Source organism: Nocardioides sp., assembly GCF_036503465.1.
Classification (GTDB): Bacteria; Actinomycetota; Actinomycetes; order Propionibacteriales; family Nocardioidaceae; genus Nocardioides.
The window spans coordinates 1-20,579 of sequence record NZ_DASXWU010000100.1 but is presented as its reverse complement, the minus strand read 5'-3'; the positions used below and the strand labels follow the sequence as shown (position 1 = coordinate 20,579).

The 20,579-nt window shown below is 71.2% G+C and carries 20 protein-coding genes and 1 pseudogene; 9 read left to right on the top strand and 12 right to left on the bottom strand.

Annotated elements, in window-relative coordinates; genetic code table 11:
- Window positions 1-103: 103 nt before the first annotated feature.
- The 5 genes and pseudogenes from VGK78_RS18785 to VGK78_RS18765 all read right to left on the bottom strand — a co-directional run bounded on the left by VGK78_RS18785 (window position 104) and on the right by VGK78_RS18765 (window position 5,352).
- Entirely contained in the window at window positions 104-2,476 is a 2,373-nt protein-coding gene (locus VGK78_RS18785) for an excinuclease ABC subunit UvrA (RefSeq protein WP_331529264.1), read from the bottom strand.
- Window positions 2,473-3,702, bottom strand: a complete 1,230-nt coding sequence (locus VGK78_RS18780) for an MFS transporter (RefSeq protein WP_331529263.1) — start codon at window positions 3,700-3,702, stop codon at window positions 2,473-2,475. The genes VGK78_RS18785 and VGK78_RS18780 overlap by 4 nt, the downstream gene beginning before the upstream one ends.
- 250 nt (window positions 3,703-3,952) lie before the next feature.
- A complete protein-coding gene (locus VGK78_RS18775; RefSeq protein WP_331529262.1) occupies window positions 3,953-4,363 on the bottom strand; it encodes a VOC family protein in 411 nt (136 codons plus the stop codon).
- 9 nt (window positions 4,364-4,372) lie between these two features.
- Window positions 4,373-4,831: pseudogene (locus VGK78_RS18770) on the bottom strand (helix-turn-helix transcriptional regulator).
- Window positions 4,828-5,352 carry a MarR family transcriptional regulator gene (locus VGK78_RS18765; RefSeq protein ID WP_331529261.1) on the bottom strand — a complete coding sequence of 175 codons (525 nt, stop codon included), beginning with the start codon at window positions 5,350-5,352 and terminating at the stop codon, window positions 4,828-4,830. Before VGK78_RS18765 ends, VGK78_RS18770 begins: the two are co-directional and overlap by 4 nt.
- Window positions 5,353-5,404: 52 nt before the next feature.
- Between VGK78_RS18765 and VGK78_RS18760 the strand changes: the two genes are divergently transcribed.
- On the top strand, window positions 5,405-6,148 hold the full coding sequence (locus VGK78_RS18760) for an SDR family oxidoreductase (RefSeq protein WP_331529260.1): 744 nt from the start codon (window positions 5,405-5,407) through the stop codon (window positions 6,146-6,148).
- 8 nt (window positions 6,149-6,156) lie between these two features.
- On the opposite strand, the gene VGK78_RS18755 is transcribed toward VGK78_RS18760, so the two are convergent.
- Complete coding sequence (locus tag VGK78_RS18755) at window positions 6,157-7,110, bottom strand: helix-turn-helix transcriptional regulator (RefSeq protein WP_331529259.1); 954 nt, start codon at window positions 7,108-7,110, stop codon at window positions 6,157-6,159.
- Between the two features lie 62 nt (window positions 7,111-7,172).
- On the opposite strand from VGK78_RS18755, the gene VGK78_RS18750 reads away from it, so the two are divergent.
- The 8 genes from VGK78_RS18750 (at window position 7,173) to VGK78_RS18715 (ending at window position 14,899) form a co-directional block, all read left to right on the top strand.
- Window positions 7,173-7,760, top strand: coding sequence for a DUF664 domain-containing protein (locus VGK78_RS18750; protein WP_331529258.1), 588 nt, complete (start codon window positions 7,173-7,175; stop codon window positions 7,758-7,760).
- 76 nt (window positions 7,761-7,836) lie between these two features.
- The gene (locus tag VGK78_RS18745; RefSeq protein ID WP_331529257.1) at window positions 7,837-8,505 is read left to right on the top strand and encodes an ArsR/SmtB family transcription factor; all 669 of its coding nucleotides are present in this window, start codon (window positions 7,837-7,839) and stop codon (window positions 8,503-8,505) included.
- The gene (locus tag VGK78_RS18740) at window positions 8,502-9,737 is read left to right on the top strand and encodes an MFS transporter (protein WP_331529256.1); all 1,236 of its coding nucleotides are present in this window, start codon (window positions 8,502-8,504) and stop codon (window positions 9,735-9,737) included. The genes VGK78_RS18745 and VGK78_RS18740 overlap by 4 nt, the downstream gene beginning before the upstream one ends.
- A 145-nt stretch (window positions 9,738-9,882) precedes the next feature.
- Window positions 9,883-10,044, top strand: a complete 162-nt coding sequence (locus tag VGK78_RS18735) for a hypothetical protein (RefSeq protein ID WP_331529255.1) — start codon at window positions 9,883-9,885, stop codon at window positions 10,042-10,044.
- Window positions 10,045-10,326: 282 nt separating this feature from the next.
- Window positions 10,327-11,853, top strand: coding sequence for a UDP-N-acetylglucosamine 1-carboxyvinyltransferase (locus tag VGK78_RS18730; protein ID WP_331529254.1), 1,527 nt, complete (start codon window positions 10,327-10,329; stop codon window positions 11,851-11,853).
- A 270-nt stretch (window positions 11,854-12,123) separates the two neighbouring features.
- Window positions 12,124-12,924 (top strand): glycerophosphodiester phosphodiesterase family protein, encoded by an 801-nt coding sequence (locus VGK78_RS18725; RefSeq protein ID WP_331529253.1) that lies wholly within the window; start codon window positions 12,124-12,126, stop codon window positions 12,922-12,924.
- Window positions 12,925-12,931: 7 nt separating this feature from the next.
- Window positions 12,932-14,308, top strand: coding sequence for an MFS transporter (locus tag VGK78_RS18720; RefSeq protein ID WP_331529252.1), 1,377 nt, complete (start codon window positions 12,932-12,934; stop codon window positions 14,306-14,308).
- 198 nt (window positions 14,309-14,506) lie between these two features.
- Window positions 14,507-14,899 carry an RNA polymerase-binding protein RbpA gene (locus VGK78_RS18715; protein ID WP_331529251.1) on the top strand — a complete coding sequence of 131 codons (393 nt, stop codon included), beginning with the start codon at window positions 14,507-14,509 and terminating at the stop codon, window positions 14,897-14,899.
- A gap of 15 nt (window positions 14,900-14,914) precedes the next feature.
- Here the strand turns inward: VGK78_RS18715 and VGK78_RS18710 are convergent, their stop codons facing one another.
- The 6 genes from VGK78_RS18710 to VGK78_RS18685 form a co-directional block, all read right to left on the bottom strand.
- Window positions 14,915-15,400 carry an FxsA family protein gene (locus VGK78_RS18710; protein ID WP_331529250.1) on the bottom strand — a complete coding sequence of 162 codons (486 nt, stop codon included), beginning with the start codon at window positions 15,398-15,400 and terminating at the stop codon, window positions 14,915-14,917.
- Window positions 15,397-16,176 carry a polyprenol monophosphomannose synthase gene (locus VGK78_RS18705; protein WP_331529249.1) on the bottom strand — a complete coding sequence of 260 codons (780 nt, stop codon included), beginning with the start codon at window positions 16,174-16,176 and terminating at the stop codon, window positions 15,397-15,399. Before VGK78_RS18705 ends, VGK78_RS18710 begins: the two co-directional genes overlap by 4 nt.
- The gene (lnt, locus tag VGK78_RS18700) at window positions 16,173-17,705 is read right to left on the bottom strand and encodes an apolipoprotein N-acyltransferase (protein WP_331529248.1); all 1,533 of its coding nucleotides are present in this window, start codon (window positions 17,703-17,705) and stop codon (window positions 16,173-16,175) included. The genes VGK78_RS18705 and lnt overlap by 4 nt, the downstream gene beginning before the upstream one ends.
- 438 nt (window positions 17,706-18,143) lie before the next feature.
- Entirely contained in the window at window positions 18,144-18,542 is a 399-nt protein-coding gene (locus VGK78_RS18695; RefSeq protein WP_331529247.1) for a hotdog domain-containing protein, read from the bottom strand.
- A gap of 4 nt (window positions 18,543-18,546) precedes the next feature.
- Window positions 18,547-19,305, bottom strand: coding sequence for an OAM dimerization domain-containing protein (locus tag VGK78_RS18690; protein WP_331529246.1), 759 nt, complete (start codon window positions 19,303-19,305; stop codon window positions 18,547-18,549).
- Window positions 19,302-20,579, bottom strand: a 1,278-nt coding sequence (locus VGK78_RS18685; RefSeq protein ID WP_331529245.1) for a lysine 5,6-aminomutase subunit alpha TIM-barrel domain-containing protein, incomplete at its 5' end; no start/stop codon positions are given. The genes VGK78_RS18685 and VGK78_RS18690, both read right to left, overlap by 4 nt.

Below are 20,579 nucleotides of genomic sequence, written 5' to 3'. Positions count from 1 at the left end.
TCTCCGGCGAATTCCCCGCTCGAGCGGGGACTTCCGCACTTGTAGTGGGAAATCTGGGCCAACCAGTGCTGAGTTCCCCGCTTGAGCGGGGAATTCGGTGTCGTCATCCGCCGACGTACGCCGCGAGATGCTGTCCGGTGAGCGTCGAACGGGACGCCACCAGGTCGGCCGGCGTTCCCTCGAACACCACGCGGCCGCCGTCGTGACCGGCGCCCGGGCCGAGGTCGATGATCCAGTCGGCGTGGGCCATCACCGCCTGGTGGTGCTCGATCACGACGACCGACCTGCCGGAGTCGACGATCCGGTCCAGCAGCCCGAGCAGCTGGGCGACGTCGGCCAGGTGCAGGCCCGTGGTGGGCTCGTCGAGGACGTAGACGGCGCCCTTCTCACCCAGGTGGTTCGCCAGCTTCAGCCGCTGGCGCTCCCCGCCGGAGAGCGTCGTCAGCGGCTGTCCCAGCTTGACATAACCGAGGCCGACGTCCCCCAGCCGCTCCAGCACCTTGTGCGCGGCCGGGACCCTCGCCTCGCCCTCGCCGAAGAACAATGTCGCCTCGTCGACCGACATCGCGAGCACCTCGCTGATGTCCTTGCCGGCGAAGGTGTACTCCAAGACGTCGGCCTGGAACCGCTTGCCCTCGCACGCCTCGCACGGCGTCGCGACCCCGGCCATCATCGCCAGGTCGCTGTAGATCACCCCGGCGCCGTTGCAGCTCGGGCAGGCGCCCTCCGAGTTGGCGCTGAACAGCGCGGGCTTGGTGCCGGTGGCCTTCGCGAACGCCTTGCGGATCGGGTCCAGGAGCCCCGTGTACGTCGCCGGGTTGCTGCGGCGGGAGCCCCGGATCGCGCTCTGGTCGACCGTCACGACGCCCTCGCGGCCGGAGAGGGAGCCGTGGATCAGCGAGCTCTTGCCCGACCCGGCGACCCCGGTGATCACGGTCAGCACCCCGAGCGGGACGTCGACGTCGACGTCCTGCAGGTTGTTCGTGCGGGCGCCGCGTACCTCGAGCACCTCCGTCCGCTCCCGGACGGCGTCCTTCAGCGACGCCCGGTCGTCGAGATGGCGGCCGGTGACGGTGTCGCTGGCCCGCAGCCCCTCGACGGTGCCTTCGAAGACGATCCGGCCGCCCTCGCTGCCGGCCCGCGGGCCGAGGTCGACGACGTGGTCGGCGATCGCGATCGTCTCCGGCTTGTGCTCGACGACGAGGACGGTGTTGCCCTTGTCCCGGAGCCGGAGCAGCAGGTCGTTCATTCGCTGGATGTCGTGCGGGTGCATGCCGATGGTGGGTTCGTCGAACACGTAGGTGACGTCGGTGAGCGACGACCCGAGGTGCCGGATCATCTTCACCCGCTGGGCCTCGCCGCCGGAGAGTGATCCCGAGGGGCGCTCGAGCGACAGGTAGCCGAGCCCGATCTCCACGAACGAGTCCAGCGTCTCGCCCAGGGCCCGGAGCAGCGGTGCCACCGACGGCGCATCCAGCTCCCGCAGCCACTCCGCGAGGTCGCGGATCTCCATCGAGCACAGCTCGGCGATGTTGGCCCCGTGGATCCTCGACGACAGGGACTCCTGGGTGAGCCGGGTGCCGTCGCAGTCGGGGCACGTCCGGAACGTGGCCGCGCGCTCGACGAAGGCGCGCACGTGCGGCTGCAGGGAGTCGACGTCGCGGGACAGCATCGACCTCTGGATCTTGGTGACCACGCCCTCGTAGGTGAGGTTGATGCCGTCGACCTTGATCTTGGTGGGCTCCTTGTAGAGGAGGTCCTCGAGCTCGCGCGGTGAGTACGTCGCGATCGGCTTGTCCATGTCGAAGAAGCCGCTGCCGCCGAAGATCCGGCCGTACCAGCCGTCCATGCTGTAGCCCGGGACGAGCAGAGCACCCTCGCGCAGGGACCTGGAGTCGTCGTAGATGGCGGTCAGATCCAGGTCGTTGACCGACCCCCGGCCCTCGCAGCGTGGGCACATGCCGCCGAGGTAGACCTGCTTGCGGACGACCTTGCGCTCACCCCGGCCCTTCTCCACCTCGAGCGCTCCACTGGCGATCCGCGTCGGGACGTTGAAGGAGAACGCCGTGGGTGGGCCGACGTGCGGCTCCCCCAGCCGGCTGAACAGGATGCGCAGCATCGCGTGGGCGTCCGTCGCGGTGCCGACCGTCGACCGCGCATCGGCGCCCAGCCGTTCCTGGTCCACGATGATCGCCGTGGTGAGCCCGTCGAGCACGTCCACGTCGGGCCGCGCCAGGGACGGCATGAAACCCTGCACGAAGGCGCTGTAGGTCTCGTTGATCAGCCGCTGCGACTCCGCGGCGATGGTGCCGAACACCAGCGAGCTCTTGCCCGACCCCGAGATCCCGGTGAACGCCGTCAGCCGGCGCTTGGGCAGTTCGACGTTCACGTCCCGCAGGTTGTTCACCCGCGCGCCGGTGACCCGGATCAGGTCGTGGCTGTCGGCGGGGTGCGGAGTCGCATCACGCGGACTCATCGGTCTCCTTTCCTCGAGGCGAGCACCAGGGCGGCGACGCCTGCGAGGGCCATTGTGGCCAGCCCCGAGCCACCCAGCGTCGCCCGAGGCCCCAGAGCGGCCGTGATCGGACCGCCCAGCGCTGTGCCCAGGGGTGACGCCGTCAGCAGCGCCGCGCTGCGCGCGGCGAGCATCGAGGCGAGGTGCTCCGGCGGAGACTCGGCCTGCATCAGAGTGACCGAGAGCGGCACGAACGGCCCGTAGATCGCACCGCCGATCGTGAAGCAGGCGACCGTGAGTGCCGTGGGGGCGTGGAGGCCGAACGGCACCAGGGACAGCCCCCAGCCGACCGCGATCGCCAGTGTCACCGGCCAGAGCGGCAGCTGGCGCAGGGCGCCGACCGCGAGGCCGCCCGCGACCGCGCCGACACCGAACAGCGCCCAGTAGAGGCCGAGCAGCGAGCCGGAGGCGTGCAGGTCGTCGGTGACGTGCAGCGGCAGGGCGACCTCAACTGGTCCGTAGAGCAGGTTGAAGATCCAGGTCAGCGCGAGCAGGCCGAGCAGCGCCGGCTGCCCGCGGAGCAGGGCGAGGCCACCGCGGGCGGCGGCTCGGTCCACCGGGTCGGCCGACTGTGCAGTCGGCCACGACGTTCGCACGATGATGCCGGCCAGGAAGAGATAGCTCAGCGCGTCCAGCCCCAGGACGTACGACGCGCTGACGGACGATACCAGGACGCCGGCCACCGCCGGCCCGGCGATCGTCGCGGCGAAGGTGAGCGTGCTGACCAGGGTGTTCGCGGCCAGCCGGTGCTCGGAGGGCATCAGGTCGGCCAGGAGGGTGTACGTCGCCGCGCTCCCCCAGGCGTGCAGGAGCGACGAGACGGCGAGCAGCACGACGTACGTCGTGGGGTCGAGCAGCCCGCCGGCCCACAGGAGTGGCACGGCCCCCAGGAAGACCGCGCGCAGCACGTTGTCGGCGAGCAACGCCCGCGGCGCGGGCAGCCTGCGGAGCCAGCGACCGAGCAGCAGGGCGCCGAGCGCGCCGGGCAGGGTGTACGCGGCGACCGCGGCGCCGACCCAGAGTCCCGTGTGCTGCGGAGCCAGCTCGATCGCCAGCCAGGCGACCGCCACGAAACTCATGCCGTCCCCGAGGTAGGAGCCGGCCAGGCCGAGGAACAGCCGCCGGAAGGTCCGGTGGGCGAGCGCCGGTCGGTAGGCAGCCGGGACGAGTCCCGCCGCCCGCGTCATGCGGTCCTCATGCCGGGGCGGGCTCCCGCTCGAGCACCTCCGGCGACGCTGGCGACGCTGGCGACGCTGGCGACGGTGGCGACGGTGGCGACGGTGGCGACGGTGGCGACGCGGTGTCGTGGACGTCGAGCGTGAGGTGGTCCGCGGCGGGTTCGACGGCCGGGTGACGCGCGGTGGGCATCTGGCGAGGACCCGTGGTGGCGGCGCACCGCACCGCCGGATCGAGTCCGGGATGGCACATCAGGACCGGCTAGGGGCGCTGCTGGATGCGGACCAGGTTCCCGGCCGGGTCCCGGAAGGCACAGTCGCGGATGCCGTAGGGCTGGTCGGTCGGCTCCTGGACGACCTCCACGTCGTGCCCGGCGACCTCCTCGAACGTCTTGTCCACGTCCGCTGTGGCCAGGAGCAGCACGCCGTACGTTCCCTTGGCCATCATCTCGGTGACCGTGCGCCGCTCGTCGTCGGTGATGCCCGGGTCGACGGCCGGCGGGTGCAGGACGATGTTGGTGTCCGGCTGGTCCGGTGGGCCGACGGTGAGCCAACGCATGGTCCCCTGGCCGACGTCGAGGCGCACCTCGAAACCGAGCGCGTCGCGGTAGAAGGCGAGGGACTCCTCCGGGTCGGTCTGCGGCAGGAAGCTGGAGTGAATCGTGATGTCCATGGCGCCACGCTAGGGCCGGCTGGGTGCCGGTGCTTCTCCGTTCCTGATCGATCTCGTCCGGATCGGCCGAGTGACCTGCTTGGTGATGCACGACGGGGTCTCCGCCCGACCGCCGGTCGCCTGCTCGCGGTAGACGCTGGGCGAGACCCCGACCAGCTCGGTGAACCGGGTGCTGAACGTGCCCAGTGACTAGCAGCCGACCTCGAAGCAGGCCTCGGTGACGCTGAGGTCACCGCGCCGCAGCAGTGCCATCGCGCGCTCGATCCGCCGGGTCATCAGGTAGGAGTACGGCGGCTCGCCGTACGCACGCTTGAACTCCCGGCTGAGGTGTCCGGCCGACATGTGCACGCCGCGCGCCAGCGCCTCGACGTCCAGCGGTTGCGCGTACTCCCGGTCGATCCGGTCCCGCACCCGACGCAGCAGGACGAGGTCGTTCCGTCGCTGCTCCTCGGTGGCGCCGCTGGTCACGTCGTCATCGTGCCATGGCCCTCGTCGAGCGCGGACGTCGTGGCGTCCAGCCCCGCCGCCGCTAGCCAACCGCCGAGGATCCTCTCCAAGGCCGAGCGGTCGCGGCGCGACAGCGGAGCCAGGACCCGTTCGTCGGCGGCCAGCACGGCTGCGAACACCTCGTCCAGCTTGGCGGAGCCACCGGGCGTCAACGCGACGTACACCGTTCTCCGGTCGTCCTCGTCGCGCACCCGCGCGACGTACCCGTGCTGCTCGAGCCGCTGCACCCGTTGGGTCGTGGCGCCCGGCGTGACGCGGCACCGTCGGGTGAGCTCGCCGGCCGTCAGCCGGTACGGCGTACCGGCCCTCCGCAGCGCTCCGAGGACGTCCAGACGGCTCTGGTCCAGGCCGAAACCGGCCAACGCACCGGCCCGCGCACGTTGCAGCGCCGCGGCGAGGCGCCAGATCGGGGTGACGACGAGGATCGACGACACGTCGTCCCCGGGACGTTCGCGCTGCCAGGCCGCGAGGATCTCCCTCACCTCGTCTCCCCGGGCCGCCGGCACAGAGACAGTTTAGCGCTAAAATGCCTTCATGCCCTCACACGACTCCGACCCAGTTCTCGTCGTGACCGGCGCCGGATCGGGGATCGGACGCGCCGTCACCCGCGCCCTGGCCGACCGGCCGGAGACGCTGGTGCTGGTCGGTCGTCGGCTCCACGCTCTGGAGGCGACGGCATCGGGGCTGGACGTCGCCTCCCCTCCCCTGCTCGTGGACGCAGACCTGTCGACGCCCGAGGGAGCCCACCGGCTTGCCGAGGCGGTCTCCGATCACCCCGTCGGCGGCGTGGCTCTCGTCGCCGGTGGCGTCGCCCCGTCGTCCCCGGAGCCGGGGCTTGCCGGGGTGGCCGGGTCGTGGGACGCGTCCTGGCGGATGAACGTGATGACGGCCGTGCTCACCGTCGAGGTGCTCCGCGGCGGACTGGTCGACGGGGCCGCGATCGTGGCCCTCGGCTCCATCGCCGGGAGCCGGGGCGGCGGCGCGTACGGCGCGGCCAAGGCCGCGCTGACCCCGTGGATCCGCGACCTGGCTCGCGAGCTCGGACCCCGTGCCGTCACGGCCAACGTCGTGGCTCCGGGCTACACCGAGGACACGGAGTTCTTCGGGACCTCGATGACGCCGGAGAGGCGGAAACGACTGCTCGGCGAGACCTTCACCGGCCGGGCGGGACGCCCCGAGGACGTCGCCGGGCTGGTGGCACACCTGATGTCACCCGCCGGTCGGCACGTGTCCGGCCAGGTCCTCCACGTCAACGGCGGGGCACTGCTCGCCGGTTGACCGAGCCCTCACTCGTCGGAGGCCGCCAGGAGCCGTCGTCCCAGGTCGGCCATCGCCGCACGGACCTCGGGTGAGCCGACCAGCCGGAACGGCATCGGGAGGTTGCCGAGCTGGGCGGCGTACCACTCCGGCTCGTCGGTCGTCGCGACCAGCCGGGTCGTGCTCGGGTCGACCTCCTCGAGGCGCCCGAAGCTGCGCGGCAGCCAGTGGCGGCACTCCTCCAGTGGTGCGTCGATCAGCGCCTCGACGGTGTACCTCCAGCCCATCGACAGCTGCTCCTCGACCGCCGACAGCGCGTCGAGGCCGGCCGGGACGTCGAAGCGCTGAGGCAGGACGTCGACCTTGCGCACCCGGTCGACGCGGAGCACCCGGCGGGCGTCCTTGTCGTGCGACCAGCCGAGGAGGTACCAGCGCCGGTGGCGAACCGCGACGGCCCAGGGGTCGATCTCGACGTCCCACTCGCGGCCGTCCCCGGCGCCGGGGTCGTGGCCGTAACGCAGCCGGACCCGGCGCCCCTCGTCCGAGGCCTGCACCAGCTGCAGGGTGATCTCCACGTCCGGGACGACCACGTGCCAGCCACGCGCGGGCACCCGGCGTACGGCGTCCGCCGGGCGAGCCAGCGGTTCGGGAAGCGCCCGCACGATCTTGCCGAGCGCCTGGCCGACCGGCTCGTCCTCCGCCGCCGGGTGACCCTCGAGCACGGCCATCACCAGGCCCAGGGCCTCGGTCGGGGTGAACATCAGCGGCGGCAGGCGCAGACCGCGACCGATCCGGTACCCGCCGTACCTGCCCCGCGTCGACTCGACCGGGATGCCGGCCTCGCGGAGGATGCCGACGTGGCGTCGGACGGCCCGGTCCGAGAGCCCGAGGCGGTCGGCCAGGCGGTCGGCGGAGATGCCCGGCGCGTTCTGGATCATCTCCAGGAGCAGCAACGCCCGCGCGGCGGGGCTCGCATCGTGCACGACCACAGGCTGCCTCGGTATCCGGAAGAGAAACGTCCGGAAGGCACTCTAACGTCGACGGCATGACCACCCCCCCTTCCGCGCCGCCCGAGGACGACGACGCCTTCCCGCCTTGGGAACCCCCGTTCGCCGGCACCGAGGTCGAGCACGTCCTCGGCTCGCTCGACCGCCTCCGCGCGACGTTCCGCTGGAAGGCCGACGGCCTGGACGACGAGCAGCTCCGCACGTCGATGCCGACCTCCTCCCTCACGGTCGGTGGACTGCTCAACCACCTCGCCGTCCAGGAGGACTACGCGTCGGCGGTCAAGATCGCCGGGCACCGGATGCCACCGGCCTGGGACGACAACAACTGGGACAGCGACGACGACTGGGAGTTCACAGCGGCCGCCGGACAGGCCCCGGCGGAGCTCTACGCCGCCTACGACGCGGCCGTCGCCCGTTCGCGGGCCACCATCCGCGCCGCCATCGACGACCGCGGGCTCGACGGTGACTCGGGCGTGACCCTCGACGACGGGAGCCGGGCCAGCCTCCGGCGGATCCTGTTCGACCTGCTCGAGGAGTACGGCCGGCACACCGGCCACCTGGACCTGCTGCGCGAAGCGGTGGACGGCCGGGTCGGTGAGGATCCCCCGGCCGACTGGCGTCCCTGACCCCTCTACGCCCTCGGGCCCCGGAGTTATACAAGAAGGCTTGTACGACGGACCCGGACCCGGTCAGGCTGAGGCCATGACCCGACGGACCGCCGACCAGAGGCACCGCGACTCAGCTCCCACGCGATCCCCCGGTCACGAGTCCGGCCACGAGTCCGCCCATGAGTCCGGCGACGAGCTGCTCGACGTGCTGATGGCGTTCCACCACCCGACCCGCCGCTGGCTCGCCGAGCTGCTCGAGATCGAGGGTCCGGCCAGCGTCGGCCGGCTCGCCGGACGCACCGGGCTGGCCGTCGGCTCGGTGAGCCATCACCTCAAGGCCCTGCACCGGCACGGGTTCATCGAGCCCGCGCCCGAGCTCGCCCAGGACACCCGGGAGAGCTGGTGGCGCTCGGTCCGCCGGCCACTGACCTGGAGCGCGGACGACTTCGCCACCGGGACCGCAGGCCGCCGGATCGCGGACGCGGCCGAGGCGGAGAACTTCCGGCACCAGGTCCGGTCGGTGGCGCACTGGCTCAGCCACGCGCACGAGGTCGACGCCGACTGGCGCCGGGCCGCCAGCTCCACCGACACCGTCGTACCGGCGACCCGTGCCCAACTCGAGGACCTCGCGGTGCGCCTGCGAGACGTCACCCAGACGTGGTCGCAGGAGTGCCTCGACGACCGTGCACGCCGGCCGGAGGAGAGCAGGCTGCCGGTCCGCGTCGTTCTCCGGGCCTTCCCGAGCGGACCCGTCCGGCCGTGAGCGCCGTCGCGACCCAGCCGGAGCCGATCGGCGCTCCCCCGCCACCGGCGCGCCGGGACCCCATGGTCCTGGTCTGGCTCGGCGCAGTGGGGCTGTCGTGGTTCGGCGACTACGCATGGACCGTCGCCCTGGCGTGGACCGCCGCACACACGCTCGGGCCCGTGGTGGCCGGCGTCGTGCTGGGCGCGGAGATGCTTCCACAGGCACTCCTGGTCCTGGTCGGCGGCGTGCTCGCCGACCGGCACGAGCCGCGCCGGATCCTGGTCGCGGGCCAGATCGGACAGGCCGCCGTGCTCGTGCTGGGGGCGGCCGCCTGGTCCTCCGGACTCCACGGGGCGCCGGTCCTGCTCGCGATCGCGATCTCGTTCGGAGTGGCCAGCGGGCTCACCATCCCGTCCGGCGCGACCCTGATCCGTCAGGTCGTGTCCGGTGACGACCTCGGGACCGTCCAGGGCTGGAACCAGATCTCCGGCCGGGCGATGAGGCTGCTCGGCGCCCCGGCCGGTGGCGTGCTCGTGGCCTGGGGAGGTCCGGTCGCGGTGATGCTGGTCGACGCGGTCACGTTCGTGGGTATCGCGGCGGTGCTGGTGCTCGTCGTACGTCCGCGGTTCCGGCTGCCGCGGGCCGCCCAGCAGCACTGGCGGGAGTCCTTCGGCGACGGGTTGCGGTACCTGCGCCGGCACGACACCGCGAAGCTGTTCGTGGTCGGGCTGACCGCACTCAACGTGTTCGTGACGCCGGTGACCGGGCTCGGGGTGGCGCTGCGGGTCAGCGGGTCCGGATGGGGCGCGCACTGGCTCGGCATCGCCGACGCCTGCCTGGCCGCCGGCGCGATCGCCGGCAGCGTGGTCGGCATCCGGTGGCAGCCGTCGTACGGCGCCGCGGCGGGGTTCCGGATGCTCGTGCTGCAGGGGCTGGCGATCGTCGCCGTCGGGATCGGCTGGCGGCCGGCCCTGGTCGTCGCGATGACCGTGCTGGGGTTCACGGCCGGAGCCGCGTCGGTCTGGCTGAGCGCGGCGTTTCTGCGGGTGATCGACGCCTCACACCTGGGTCGGGTCACCTCGGTCACCAGCCTCGGCGACATGAGCTTGATGCCGCTCTCCGTGCCGGCGTTGGGCGCGGTGGTCCGGGCGACCTCGGTGCTCACGGCCACGCTGGTCTTCGGTCTGGCCATGTCGCTGCTGTGCCTGTGGTTCGCGACCCGACGTGCGATCCGCTCGCTGGTCGCCTGAGCCCACCGCACCATGCCCCGGGCCGATGGTCCTGACGTCGTAGCACGTTGTGACCATTTGTCCGCTTTCCGACTGTCGCTGTCCGACGACCGCGCCAGCATGGGATTCACTCCGGGTGACACCGAAGCCGAAGGGACGACAGGTCATGTGGGACACGGTCAGCGACAACGACCAGCACCTCTCGCACGACCTGCCATGCCCCCGGTGCGGCCACGCGATGCACACCTTCCTGGTGTGCGACGAGCACTGCGACTGCGCACCGTGCGAGATGCCGGGCAGTCAGATGCTGAGTGCGCATCGCCGCTAGCGGACCCGGACCGGCCTCCCCGGTCGATGTAGGAACAGCCCGGCTCCCGCGACCACGGTCGCGGGAGCCGGACCCTTTCCACGCGGCCTTCCGAGCACTCCGGCTCGGCGCCCTTGCGCGCAGGGCCTTCCTTGATCGGCCGTGGAGACGTCCTCGAGAGTTGCTCCCCTGGCCCACATGGGTAACGTGCTGCCGGACATCCTGACCCTTCGGTCATTTCGAGCACCGGACACGCCGACCAGGGAGTGTGGACTTATCTCACACATGAGATATCGTGGCCCCATGACGGAGGACTTCAAGGGCCGTATCGGGAAGCTGATCCGCGACGCCCGCACGCATCGCGGGCTCACGCAGCAGCAGCTGGCCGAGCGCCTCCAGACCAGCCAGAGCGCGGTCAACCGGATCGAGAAGGGGCACCAGAACCTCTCCCTGGAGATGGTGGCCAGGATCGGCTCCGCGCTCGACTCCGAGATCGTCGCCCTCGGCGCCGGCCCGACCCACCTGCGGATCACCGGACCGACCACGCTGTCGGGCGAGATCGACGTCAAGACGTCCAAGAACGCCGGGGTCGCGCTGCTCTGCGCGTCCCTGCTCAACCGCGGCCGGACCACGCTGCGCAAGGTCGCCCGGATCGAGGAGGTCAACCGTCTCCTCGAGGTGCTCGGCAGCCTGGGCGTGCACACCCGCTGGATCGGCGACGAGGGCGACCTCGAGATCGTGCCGCCCAAGGAGCTCGACCTGAGCGCGATCGACGAGGCTGCCGCACGGCGTACCCGCTCGGTGCTGATGTTCCTCGGCCCGCTGCTCCACCGCGCCGACACGTTCGAGCTCCCGTACGCCGGCGGGTGCCAGCTCGGCACCCGCACGGTCGAGCCGCACATGGCCGCCCTCCGGCCGTTCGGTCTCGAGGTCAAGGCGACCGAGGGCTACTACCACGCCACCGTCAACCGGACGATGGTGCCGACGCGGCCGATCGTGCTCACGGAGCGCAGCGACACCACGACCGAGAACGCCCTCCTCGCGGCCGCGCTGCACACCGGGACGACGGTGATCCGCAACGCGTCGTCGAACTACATGGTCCAGGACCTCTGCTTCTTCCTGCAGAAGCTCGGCGTGGACGTCGAGGGCGTCGGCACCACGACGCTGACCGTGACCGGCTGCAAGGAGATCGACGTCGACGTCGACTACGCGCCCGCGGAGGACCCGATCGAGGCGATGTCACTGCTGGCCGCCGCGATCGTCACGGAGTCGTCCATCACGATCCGCCGGGTGCCGATCGAGTTCCTCGAGATCGAGCTGGCGGTGCTCGAGGACATGGGGTTCAAGTACGACCGCTCCGAGGAGTACCTCGCCCGCAACGGCCACACCCGCCTGGTCGACCTGACCACGCACCCGTCGCTGCTGACCGCGCCGCTGGACAAGATCCACCCGATGCCGTTCCCGGGCCTCAACATCGACAACCTGCCGTTCTTCGCGCTGATCGCGGCGGTGGCCGACGGTCAGACGCTGATCCATGACTGGGTCTACGAGAACCGGGCGATCTACCTCGTCGAGCTGAACAAGCTCGGCGGCCAGGTCAAGCTGCTCGACTCCCACCGGGTGATGGTCGAGGGCCCCACCCGCTGGACCGGCACCGAGATCGTGTGCCCCCCCGCGCTGCGGCCCGCCGTCGTCGTCCTGCTCGCGATGCTCGCCTCGAAGGGCACCTCGGTGCTGAGGTCGACCTACGTCATCCACCGCGGCTACGAGGACCTCGCAGAGCGGCTCAACCAGCTCGGCGCCCAGATCGAGACCTTCCGGGACTTCTGACGAGCAAGCGCCCCGAGCCGGAGCTCGCGAAGGCTCGGAATGGGCGCGCAGGTTGAGGAGCGTCCGGCTCAGGACCGAGGGACGAGGGGCTGAGCGGCGCGTCTCGAAACCCCGTGACGTGCCCGGGGCCTTGACCCGGCCACCGCACCCAAGGCAGGTCACCAGGTCTCGAGACGCTCGCAGGGCTCGCTCCTCGACCACCGAAGGAACCCCAGGTCTCGTGACGCTCGCAGGACTCGCTCCTCGACCACCGAAAGCGATACTGCTGCGGTGAGCACCGGCTACCCGTTCCTGGACGGCGGGAGCCCGTTCCTGGCCTTCGCGCACCGCGGCGGAGCCCGGCACCCCGACCTCGGCGGCCTGGAGAACACCCGAGCCGCGTTCGCGCACGCCGTCGGTCTTGGCTACCGGTACCTCGAGACCGACGTCCACGTGACCCGTGACGGCGTCCTGGTCGCCTTCCACGACGCGCTCCTGGAGCGGATGACGGACGGCGTGGGCGGTGTCGAGGAGCTCGGCTCCGCGGAGCTGGGCGCGCTGCGGGTCGGCGGGCGCGAGCCGGTGCCGACCCTCCTCGCCATGGTGTCGGCGTTCCCGGAGGCGTGCTTCAACATCGACGTGAAGTCCGCCGGGGCCACGGCTCCGCTGGCGGCGTTCGTGCGCGAGCATCGGCTGGAGGAGCGCGTCCTGGTCGGCTCGTTCTCGGGTCGTCGGATCCGCCGTTTCCGCCGGCTCGCCGGCCCGCGCGTCGCGACCGCCGCCTCGCCGGGCGAGGTCGCTGCGTACCTCCTCCTCCCGGCCCGTGTCGCCCGCCTGGTCACCCGAGGGGCGCCGGCGGCGCTCCAGGTCCCGCACCGCCGGGGCCTCCTGGTCGTCGCGTCGTCCCGGTTGGTACGCCGCGCACACGCGGTCGGGCTTCAGGTGCACGTGTGGACCGTCGACGACCCCGACGAGATGCGGCGGCTTCTCGACCGAGGTGTCGACGGGCTGATGACCGATCGCACCGACATACTCCGAGACGTGCTCCGAGAGCGCGGGCTGTGGCCGCACGACCTACGGGAGGAGGCGTGATGCAGCCGTGACCGAGCAGGGGGTCGCCGACCTGGAGCCGCTGTGGCGCTCCCGGGAGCAGCGGGCCTGGAACTGGTACGACTGGGCCAACTCCGCCTACTACACGACCGTCCTGAGCGTGCTGTTCGCGCCGTTCATGATCACCGTGGCCGGGCGGGCCGCCGGCTGTGGGAACTCGGCCGACGACACCTGCGGCAAGACGGTCGACGTGCTCGGCCTGCACGTGGCGGCCGGATCGCTGCCGTTCTACCTGACCAGCTTCGCCACGATCTCCAGCGCCTTCCTGCTGCCTGTCGTCGGTGCCCTGGTCGACCAGTCCTCGCGCAAGCGGGTGCACATGGCGGCGTTCGCCTGGTCCGGGTCGTTCTTCGCAGCGCTGCTCTTCTTGATGCACGGCACCCAGTGGCAGCTCGCGGCGGTGGCGGTGGTGATCAGCAGCGTGCTCGGCGGGTGCTCCCTGGTCAGCTACTACGCGATCCTGGTCGACATCTCCACCGAGGAGGAGCGCGACCGGGTCTCCTCGCGGGGGTGGGCCTGGGGCTATCTGGGCGGTGGACTGCTGCTCGCCGTCAACCTGGTGATGGTCCTGGCACACGACGCGATCGGGCTGGACAAGGAGCTCTCGGTCCGGCTGTCGCTGCTCTCGGCCGCGCTCTGGTGGGCCGGTTTCACGTTCGTCCCGTTCCTCCGGCTGCGCGACCACCCCGCCCAGGACCTCGGACCGGGGGCCGGCAGGCTGTGGGACCGCTCGTTCGGCCAGCTGTTCCGGACCCTCCGCGAGATGCGCGGGTTCCCGATGACGCTGACCTTCCTGGTCGCCTTCCTGTTCTACAACGACGGCATCCAGACCGTGATCGGGGTGGCGTCGACATACGGGTCCAAGCAGCTCGGGTTCGGCGACAGCGTGCTGATCGCGACCATCCTGCTGATCCAGTTCGTCGCCTTCGGCGGCGCGCTGCTCTTCGGCCGCCTCGCCGCGAGGTACGGCGCCTACCGGTGCATCCTGTGGGGCATCTACGCCTGGATGGCGATCGTGGTGCTGGCCATGTTCCTGCCCCGCAAGAACGTCGTGGCCTTCCTGCTCGCCGGGGTGGCGATCGCGGTGGTCCTGGGCGGCACCCAGGCGCTGTCCCGGTCGTTCTTCAGCCTGCTCATCCCTCGCGGCCGTGAGGGCGAGTACTTCGCGCTCTACAACGCCTGCGAGCGAGGTACGTCGTGGTTCGGGACGTTCCTGTTCGGCGTGGTCTTCCAGGTGACCGGCTCCTACCGGCCGGCGATCGTCGCCCTGATCGTGTTCTTCCTGCTCGGGGCGGCCTTCCTGCTGCGGCTCGACGCCCGCCGAGGCATCCAAGAGGCGGGCAACGCGGTCCCGTCCGTGGTATGAGTCTGGTGTGAGAGGTGCGAGGCGGACCGACCCGTTGTGACCCGCCTCGCGTCCTGCTCAGGAACAGAGCGTGACCGGCGTACGTTGAGCAAGACAGGAAATCCGTGACGTGTGGTCATCACGAACACGGGGTACGGACGTCTTGTCAGTACGCCTCGGGAGCGTACCGGGGGCTACAGAACGCTGGAGGTGAACCTCATGGCAGAGCGCACACTTCGTGGCGCGCGGCTGGGAGGACAGAGTTTCGAGGACGAGCGGGGCATCGAGTTCGCGGCTCGTCAGCAGTGCGGATACCGCTGCGTGAACGGTCACGAGTTCGAGGTGACCATGTCGATCGAGGCCGAGGTCCCGGCCGTCTGGGAGTGCCCGCGCTGCGGCGCCGAGGCGCTGAACACGTCGGGCATCCGCCCCCAGGAGAAAGCCGAGAAGCCGGCCCGCACGCACTGGGACATGCTCCTCGAGCGTCGGTCCGAGAAGGAGCTCGAGGACATCCTCAAGGAGCGACTCGAGCTGCTGCGCGACGGCGAGATCGGACCGGCCCACCTGCATCGCGCGAACGCCAAGCGACGCGTCAAGTCGAAGGCACGCTGACGGGTCGAAGACCGGTCACTCGTCGACGACCTCGCCCCGGACGACAGGCCCCTGAGGCCCGGGTCCGGGGCGACGTGCGTCGTACTGGACGACGGCGAACCGGCGGGCCACGACGCGTGTCAGCAGGCGTCGGGCGAGCGGGCGCGTGAACGGCAGGATCAGCACGATCCCGACCACGTCGGTGACGAAGCCGGGGCTGATCATCAGCGTGCCGCCGACCAGGATCAGGGCGCCGTCGGCCAGCTCGCGGGCCGGCATCCGCCCGGACTGGATCGCGGTCGTCAGCGCGAGCCAGGCGCGGCGTCCCTCGTGCTTGACCAGCCAGCTGCCGAAGATGCTGTCGGCGATCAGCAGCAGGATCGTCCACCAGGCGCCGATCACCTGCCCTACCTGGATGATCACGTAGATCTCCAGGATCGGCACCACGACGAACGCGACGACCAGCAGCCACCAGGGGAAGCCCCGGCGGCTCGGGCGTCCGCGGAACCGGCTCGAGCTCACCGACGCCTCCAGCGCGTGGCCAGCTGGTCGCGGCGCTCCCGGAGGCCCCAGGTGGTGACCCGGCGCAGCGACTCGACGGCCACCTGGCCGCTCATCTTGGAGTCACCCCGGATCCGTTCGATGAACTCGATCGGGACCTCCCGCACCCGCAGCCCCAGCCGCAGACAGCGCGTGACCATGTCGGTCTGGAACACGTAGCCGGTGCTCTCGACGGTCTCCAGGTCGAACGCCTCGAGCGCAGTACGCCGGAAGAGGCGGTAGCCCGCGGTGGCGTCACGGACCCGCACGCCGAGCAGCAGACGGACGTAGAGGTTGCCGCCGCGCGAGAGGAGCTCGCGGTGGAACGGCCAGTTCACGACGCTGCCGCCGGGTATCCAGCGGGAGCCGACCACCAGGTCGGCGTCGCGCAGGGCGTCCAGCAGCACGTGGAGCTGCTCCGGCTGGTGCGACCCGTCGGCGTCCATCTCCCCGATCACGTCGTAGCCGGCGTCGAGCGCCACCCGGAACCCGTGCTTGTACGCCGCCCCGAGGCCGCCCTTCTCCGTCCGGTGGAGGACGCGTACCGCCTCGTCGGCGGCCGCGAGCTCGTCGGCGATCTTGCCGGTGCCGTCCGGTGAGTTGTCGTCGACGACCAGCACGTGCACGTCGGGCTCGGCAACGCGCAGGCGACCGACGATCCAGGCCAGGTTGTCGACCTCGTTGTACGTCGGGACCACCATCACGACCCGGCCGAGGGCGTCGCCGGAGGACGCCGCGGAGGCTCGGTCGCTGGTCATGCGGGGATCCTGTCGAGAATGGGGGTCGCGGACGGGGTCGTCGCCGCTCCGCGTGTCCGACGATACTGGGCCCACGCCAGCAGCCACCCCAGAACGACCAGGCCGAGGCAGGCCCGGCCCAGCCACGGGCCGATCCGCACGGCGGGCGTCACCGCGTCGTACAGCCCGACCGTGGCGTCGGCGTACGCCTGGGTCCGGACCGGCACCGAGGTGACCACCGAGCCGTCCGGCGCGATGACCCCGGTGATGCCGTTGATGGCCGCCACCACGACGTAACGGTGGGTCTCGATGGCCCGGAGCCGGCTGATCGCGAACTGCTGGTCGATCTGGTCGGTGTGGATGAACATCGCGTTGCTGGTCTGGACCACGACCAGCTGCCCGCCGTGCGAGAGCTGCGCGTAGAGGCCGTCGTCGTAGGCCACGTCGAAGCAGATGGCGTCGGCGACCTTGGTGCCCGCGACCTCCAGGGGCTCGACCCGGGTGCCGCGCACCATGTCGCGCGAGATCTGGTTGAGCTGGGGCAGGTGGGTGCCGAACAGCCAGCGCCACGGGATGTACTCCCCGAAGGGCACCGGGTGCCACTTGGTGTACCGGTCGCCCGCGCCGGTGACCGGGTCGAAGACGATGCCCTGGTTCAGCACGTGCTTCGGGCCGCCGTCGACAACCACGCCGGCCAGGATCGGGACGTCGATGCTGTGGAGGGCGCCCTCGATATCGCTCTTCATCTGCTGGTCCTCGAAGGGGTCCACCGCGGTGGAGTTCTCGGGCCAGACAACGAAGTCGGGCTTCGTGGTCCGACCGGCCCGGATGTCGGCGGCGAGACGCTCGGTCTCCCGCTGGTGCTGCGCCGTGATCCGCCGGAAGTGCGCGAGCACGTCCGTCCCGTTCCCGGGCACGTCGCCCTGCACGGCAGCGACGTCGACGTGGCCGACCGCGGTCTCGGAGTACGGCGCGACCGCGGGCACCGACGCCAGGGCCAGCACGCCGAGCAGTGACGCCAGCGGCACCACCCGGCGACGGCGGTCCCGACCCGCCCAGGCGGACGCGAGCAGTGCGCCGGCCAGCGCCAGGACCAGGCTCAACCCGGTGGCGCCGATGAACGGCAGCGAGCCGGCCACCGGGGTCTCGACGGCGGCGTAGGACAGTCTGCCCCAGGGCATGCCGCCGGCCGGCCAGGTGCAACGCAGGGACTCCATCGCCACCCAGGCGACGGCCAGCCAGGCGGGAGCCAGGCGCAGCCGGCGCAACGGCACCGCGGCCGCGCCCAGCACGCCGTACCAGACGGTCTGGGTGAACGAGAGCCCCAGCCACGGGACGGTGCCCACGGCGTGCAGCCACCACAGCAGGGTGACCTGGAACGAGGCGCCGAAGAGCAGGCCCGGGATCCAGGCTCGGCGCGCCGGAAGGCCGTCGGTGACGACGAAGAAGACGCCGACCGCAAACGGCAGCAGCCAGAAGGCACCGACGGGCGGGAAGGCCAGCGTCAGCGCCACCCCGGCCACGAGGGCCACCAGGCAACGCGTCCGCATGGACAGAAAATAGCGGCCGGCCCCACAGCACCCGGGCGAGCGCGCTTGCCGGAGGGGGATGCGGCCCTTCGGGCCGACCGGACCACGACCGGCTGTCGTGCCCCGGAAGTTGTCTAGGGGGACCACCTCCCCCTCCGGGCTCGCTCTCGCGTGGCAAGAACCGACCTCCGCGAACCGGCTCCCCCGATGGGCGGACTCCCACCGGGCGACCCGGCCACTCGGACGTCGGTCTTGCTCCCGTGAATGCCTGAGCGAATGCCCGCACTTTGGTCATCGGACGCCCAGTTGTCAACCGGCTGCTGACCTGCGCGGACATGCGTCGTCGCAGGTCAGCCACGGGTGCGTTCCGTGAGGTTTGCGAGGAATTTCCGGCAAAATCGCGGCGTGTCCGGCATCGACACGCCGACCGGGTGAACGGTCGTTAACTCCCTGGTCGCCTCAGCTCGGCACCACGACCGTGCCGGTGCCGGTGGTGGCGACGAGCGGCGGTTCGAGCATCGCGGCGGCGCCGGGCCGCTCGGGGGTCGGGTTGCCGCGGGCGACGACCACGACCGACAGCTCCAGGCCCCGGCTCCGGGTGCCGACCTTGACCAGCTCGCAGACGATCTCCAGCACGTCGCCGGCCCGGACGGGCTCCTTGAACTGCACGTCGGAGTACGACGCGAACAGGCCTTCGTCACCGTCGGTGACGATGCACATCTCGGTGGCCACGTCGCCGAACAGCTTCAGGCTGTACGCCCCGTCGACGAGGTCGCCGGCGTAGTGGGCGTCGGAGTACGGCACGTAGCGCCGGTGCACGATGCGCGTCCCGACGTCCTTGCCGTTCTTGGTGGGCATCGCCTCACGACGCTTTCTGCTCGGGCCGCGCAGGCGGCGGGGCCAGGCGGTGGACGAGGTACGACGCGACCTCGCCGGGCGTCGTACCTCTGGTGAACACCCGGTCGACGCCGAGGTCGCCTGCCATGGTCTCGTCGAAGCGCGGGCCACCGACGATCAGGAGCGGCCGCTTCTCGGGTGGGTAGGACTCGCGGAACGCCGCCGACATCTCGCGGGTGTTGAGGAGATGGGCGTCACGCTGGGTCACGACCTGCGAGACCAGCACCGCGTCGGCCCTCTCCTCCCGGGCCCGCTCGACGAGCTGGGGGACGCTGACCTGGGCACCGAGGTTCACGACCTTGAGCTCGCGGTAGTACTCCAGGCCCTTCTCTCCCGCGAACCCCTTGATGTTCAGGATCGCGTCGATGCCCACCGTGTGCGCGTCGGTGCCGATGCAGCCGCCGACCACGACCAGGCGGCGGCGCAGGCTGCTCTTGATCGCGGCGTTGGCCTCCTTGGGCGTGAGCAGCGGGTAGTCGCGCTCGACCACCTCGACCTTGCTCGGGTCGACCAGGTGGTGCACGCGGCCGTAGACGACGAAGAAGGTGTAGTCCTCCCCCATCTGCTTGGCGTGCACGACGAGGGCCGGGTCCATGCCCATCTTGGTGGCGAGCTGGACGGCCGCCCCCTCGGCGACCTTCGAGTGAGGAATCGGCAGCGTGAAGCTCAGCTGCACCATGCCGTCGCCGGTGGTGTCGCCGTACGGCCGGATCGGCCCGCTCACCGCTTCACCGGTCCCTGAGCAGGCGTTCCCGCGCCGTCTCGAAGGGCCAGGATCTCGCTGGCCGGGTTCCAGTAGTCGCCCGCCTTCCGGGCGACGCCCTCGAGCCCCTTGCCCTTGTCGGCCGGGCGCTTCATCAGGCCGAAGGTGCCGTCCGCGATCGCCTCGAGCAGCGGCGCGCGGCCCGGCTCGTCGGCGATCGTCGCGAGCAGGTCGATGGTCTCGGCGAGCACCCGCCGCGCACGCTCGGCGATGAGGCCGTCGGGCTCGGGGCGGAAGTCCTCGTGGAGGTTGCCCGCGGCGTTCATCACGTAGCGGACGTTCTGCAGGGCCAGGTCGCGGTCGGACAGCCACGGCGTCACGACCGCCTCGGTCATCATCCCGACCAGCAGGATCCCCTGACCGGTGAGCGCGCCGACCAGGTTGAAGAACCCGTCGAGCAGGTAGCCCCGGAAGACGTCGCCGGTCATGTGCCGGGTCGGCGGCATCCACTTCAGCGGCGCGTCGGGGAACAGGTCGCGGGCGAGCATCGCGTGGGCCAGCTCCAGACGGAACGAGTCGGGGATGTCCGGGTCGATCTCGAAGGCGTGACCCAGACCGAGCTGCCAGTCCTCGAGGCCGGCCTCCTTGGCGAAGTACTCGTTGAGGAGCTGGCTGGTGGTCACCGTGTGCGCGGCCTCGACGGCGTCCGCCGTGGTCAGGTAGTTGTCCTCGCCGGTGTTGATGATGATGCCCGCGCGGGCGTGCACCTGGCGGCTGAAGCGCTGGTCGACGAACGTGCGGATCGGGTTGATGTCGCGGAAGAGGATCCCGTACATCGAGTCGTTGAGCATCATGTCGAGCCGCTCGAGCCCGGCGAGGGTGGCGATCTCGGGCATGCAGAGGCCGCTGGCGTAGTTGGTGAGCCGGACGTAGCGGCCGAGCTCCTTCGAGGTGTCGTCGAGGGCGGCCCGCATCAGCCGGAAGTTCTCCTGCGTGGCATAGGTGCCGGCGAAGCCCTCGCGGGTCGCGCCCTCCGGAACGAAGTCGAGCAGGCTCTGGCCCGTGGACCGGATCACGGCGATGATGTCCGCGCCCTCACGAGCGGCCGCCTGGGCCTGCGGGATGTCCTCGTAGATGTCACCGGTCGCGACGATCAGGTAGATCCACGGCTGCCGGGGCGCGTCGCCGATCCGCTTGATCAGACGCTCGCGCTCCCGGCGGCGGGCGTCGATCCGCTTGATGCCGGCTCCGACCGCCCGGGCGGCCGCGGTCCGGGCCCGTTTCGCGTCCGTGCC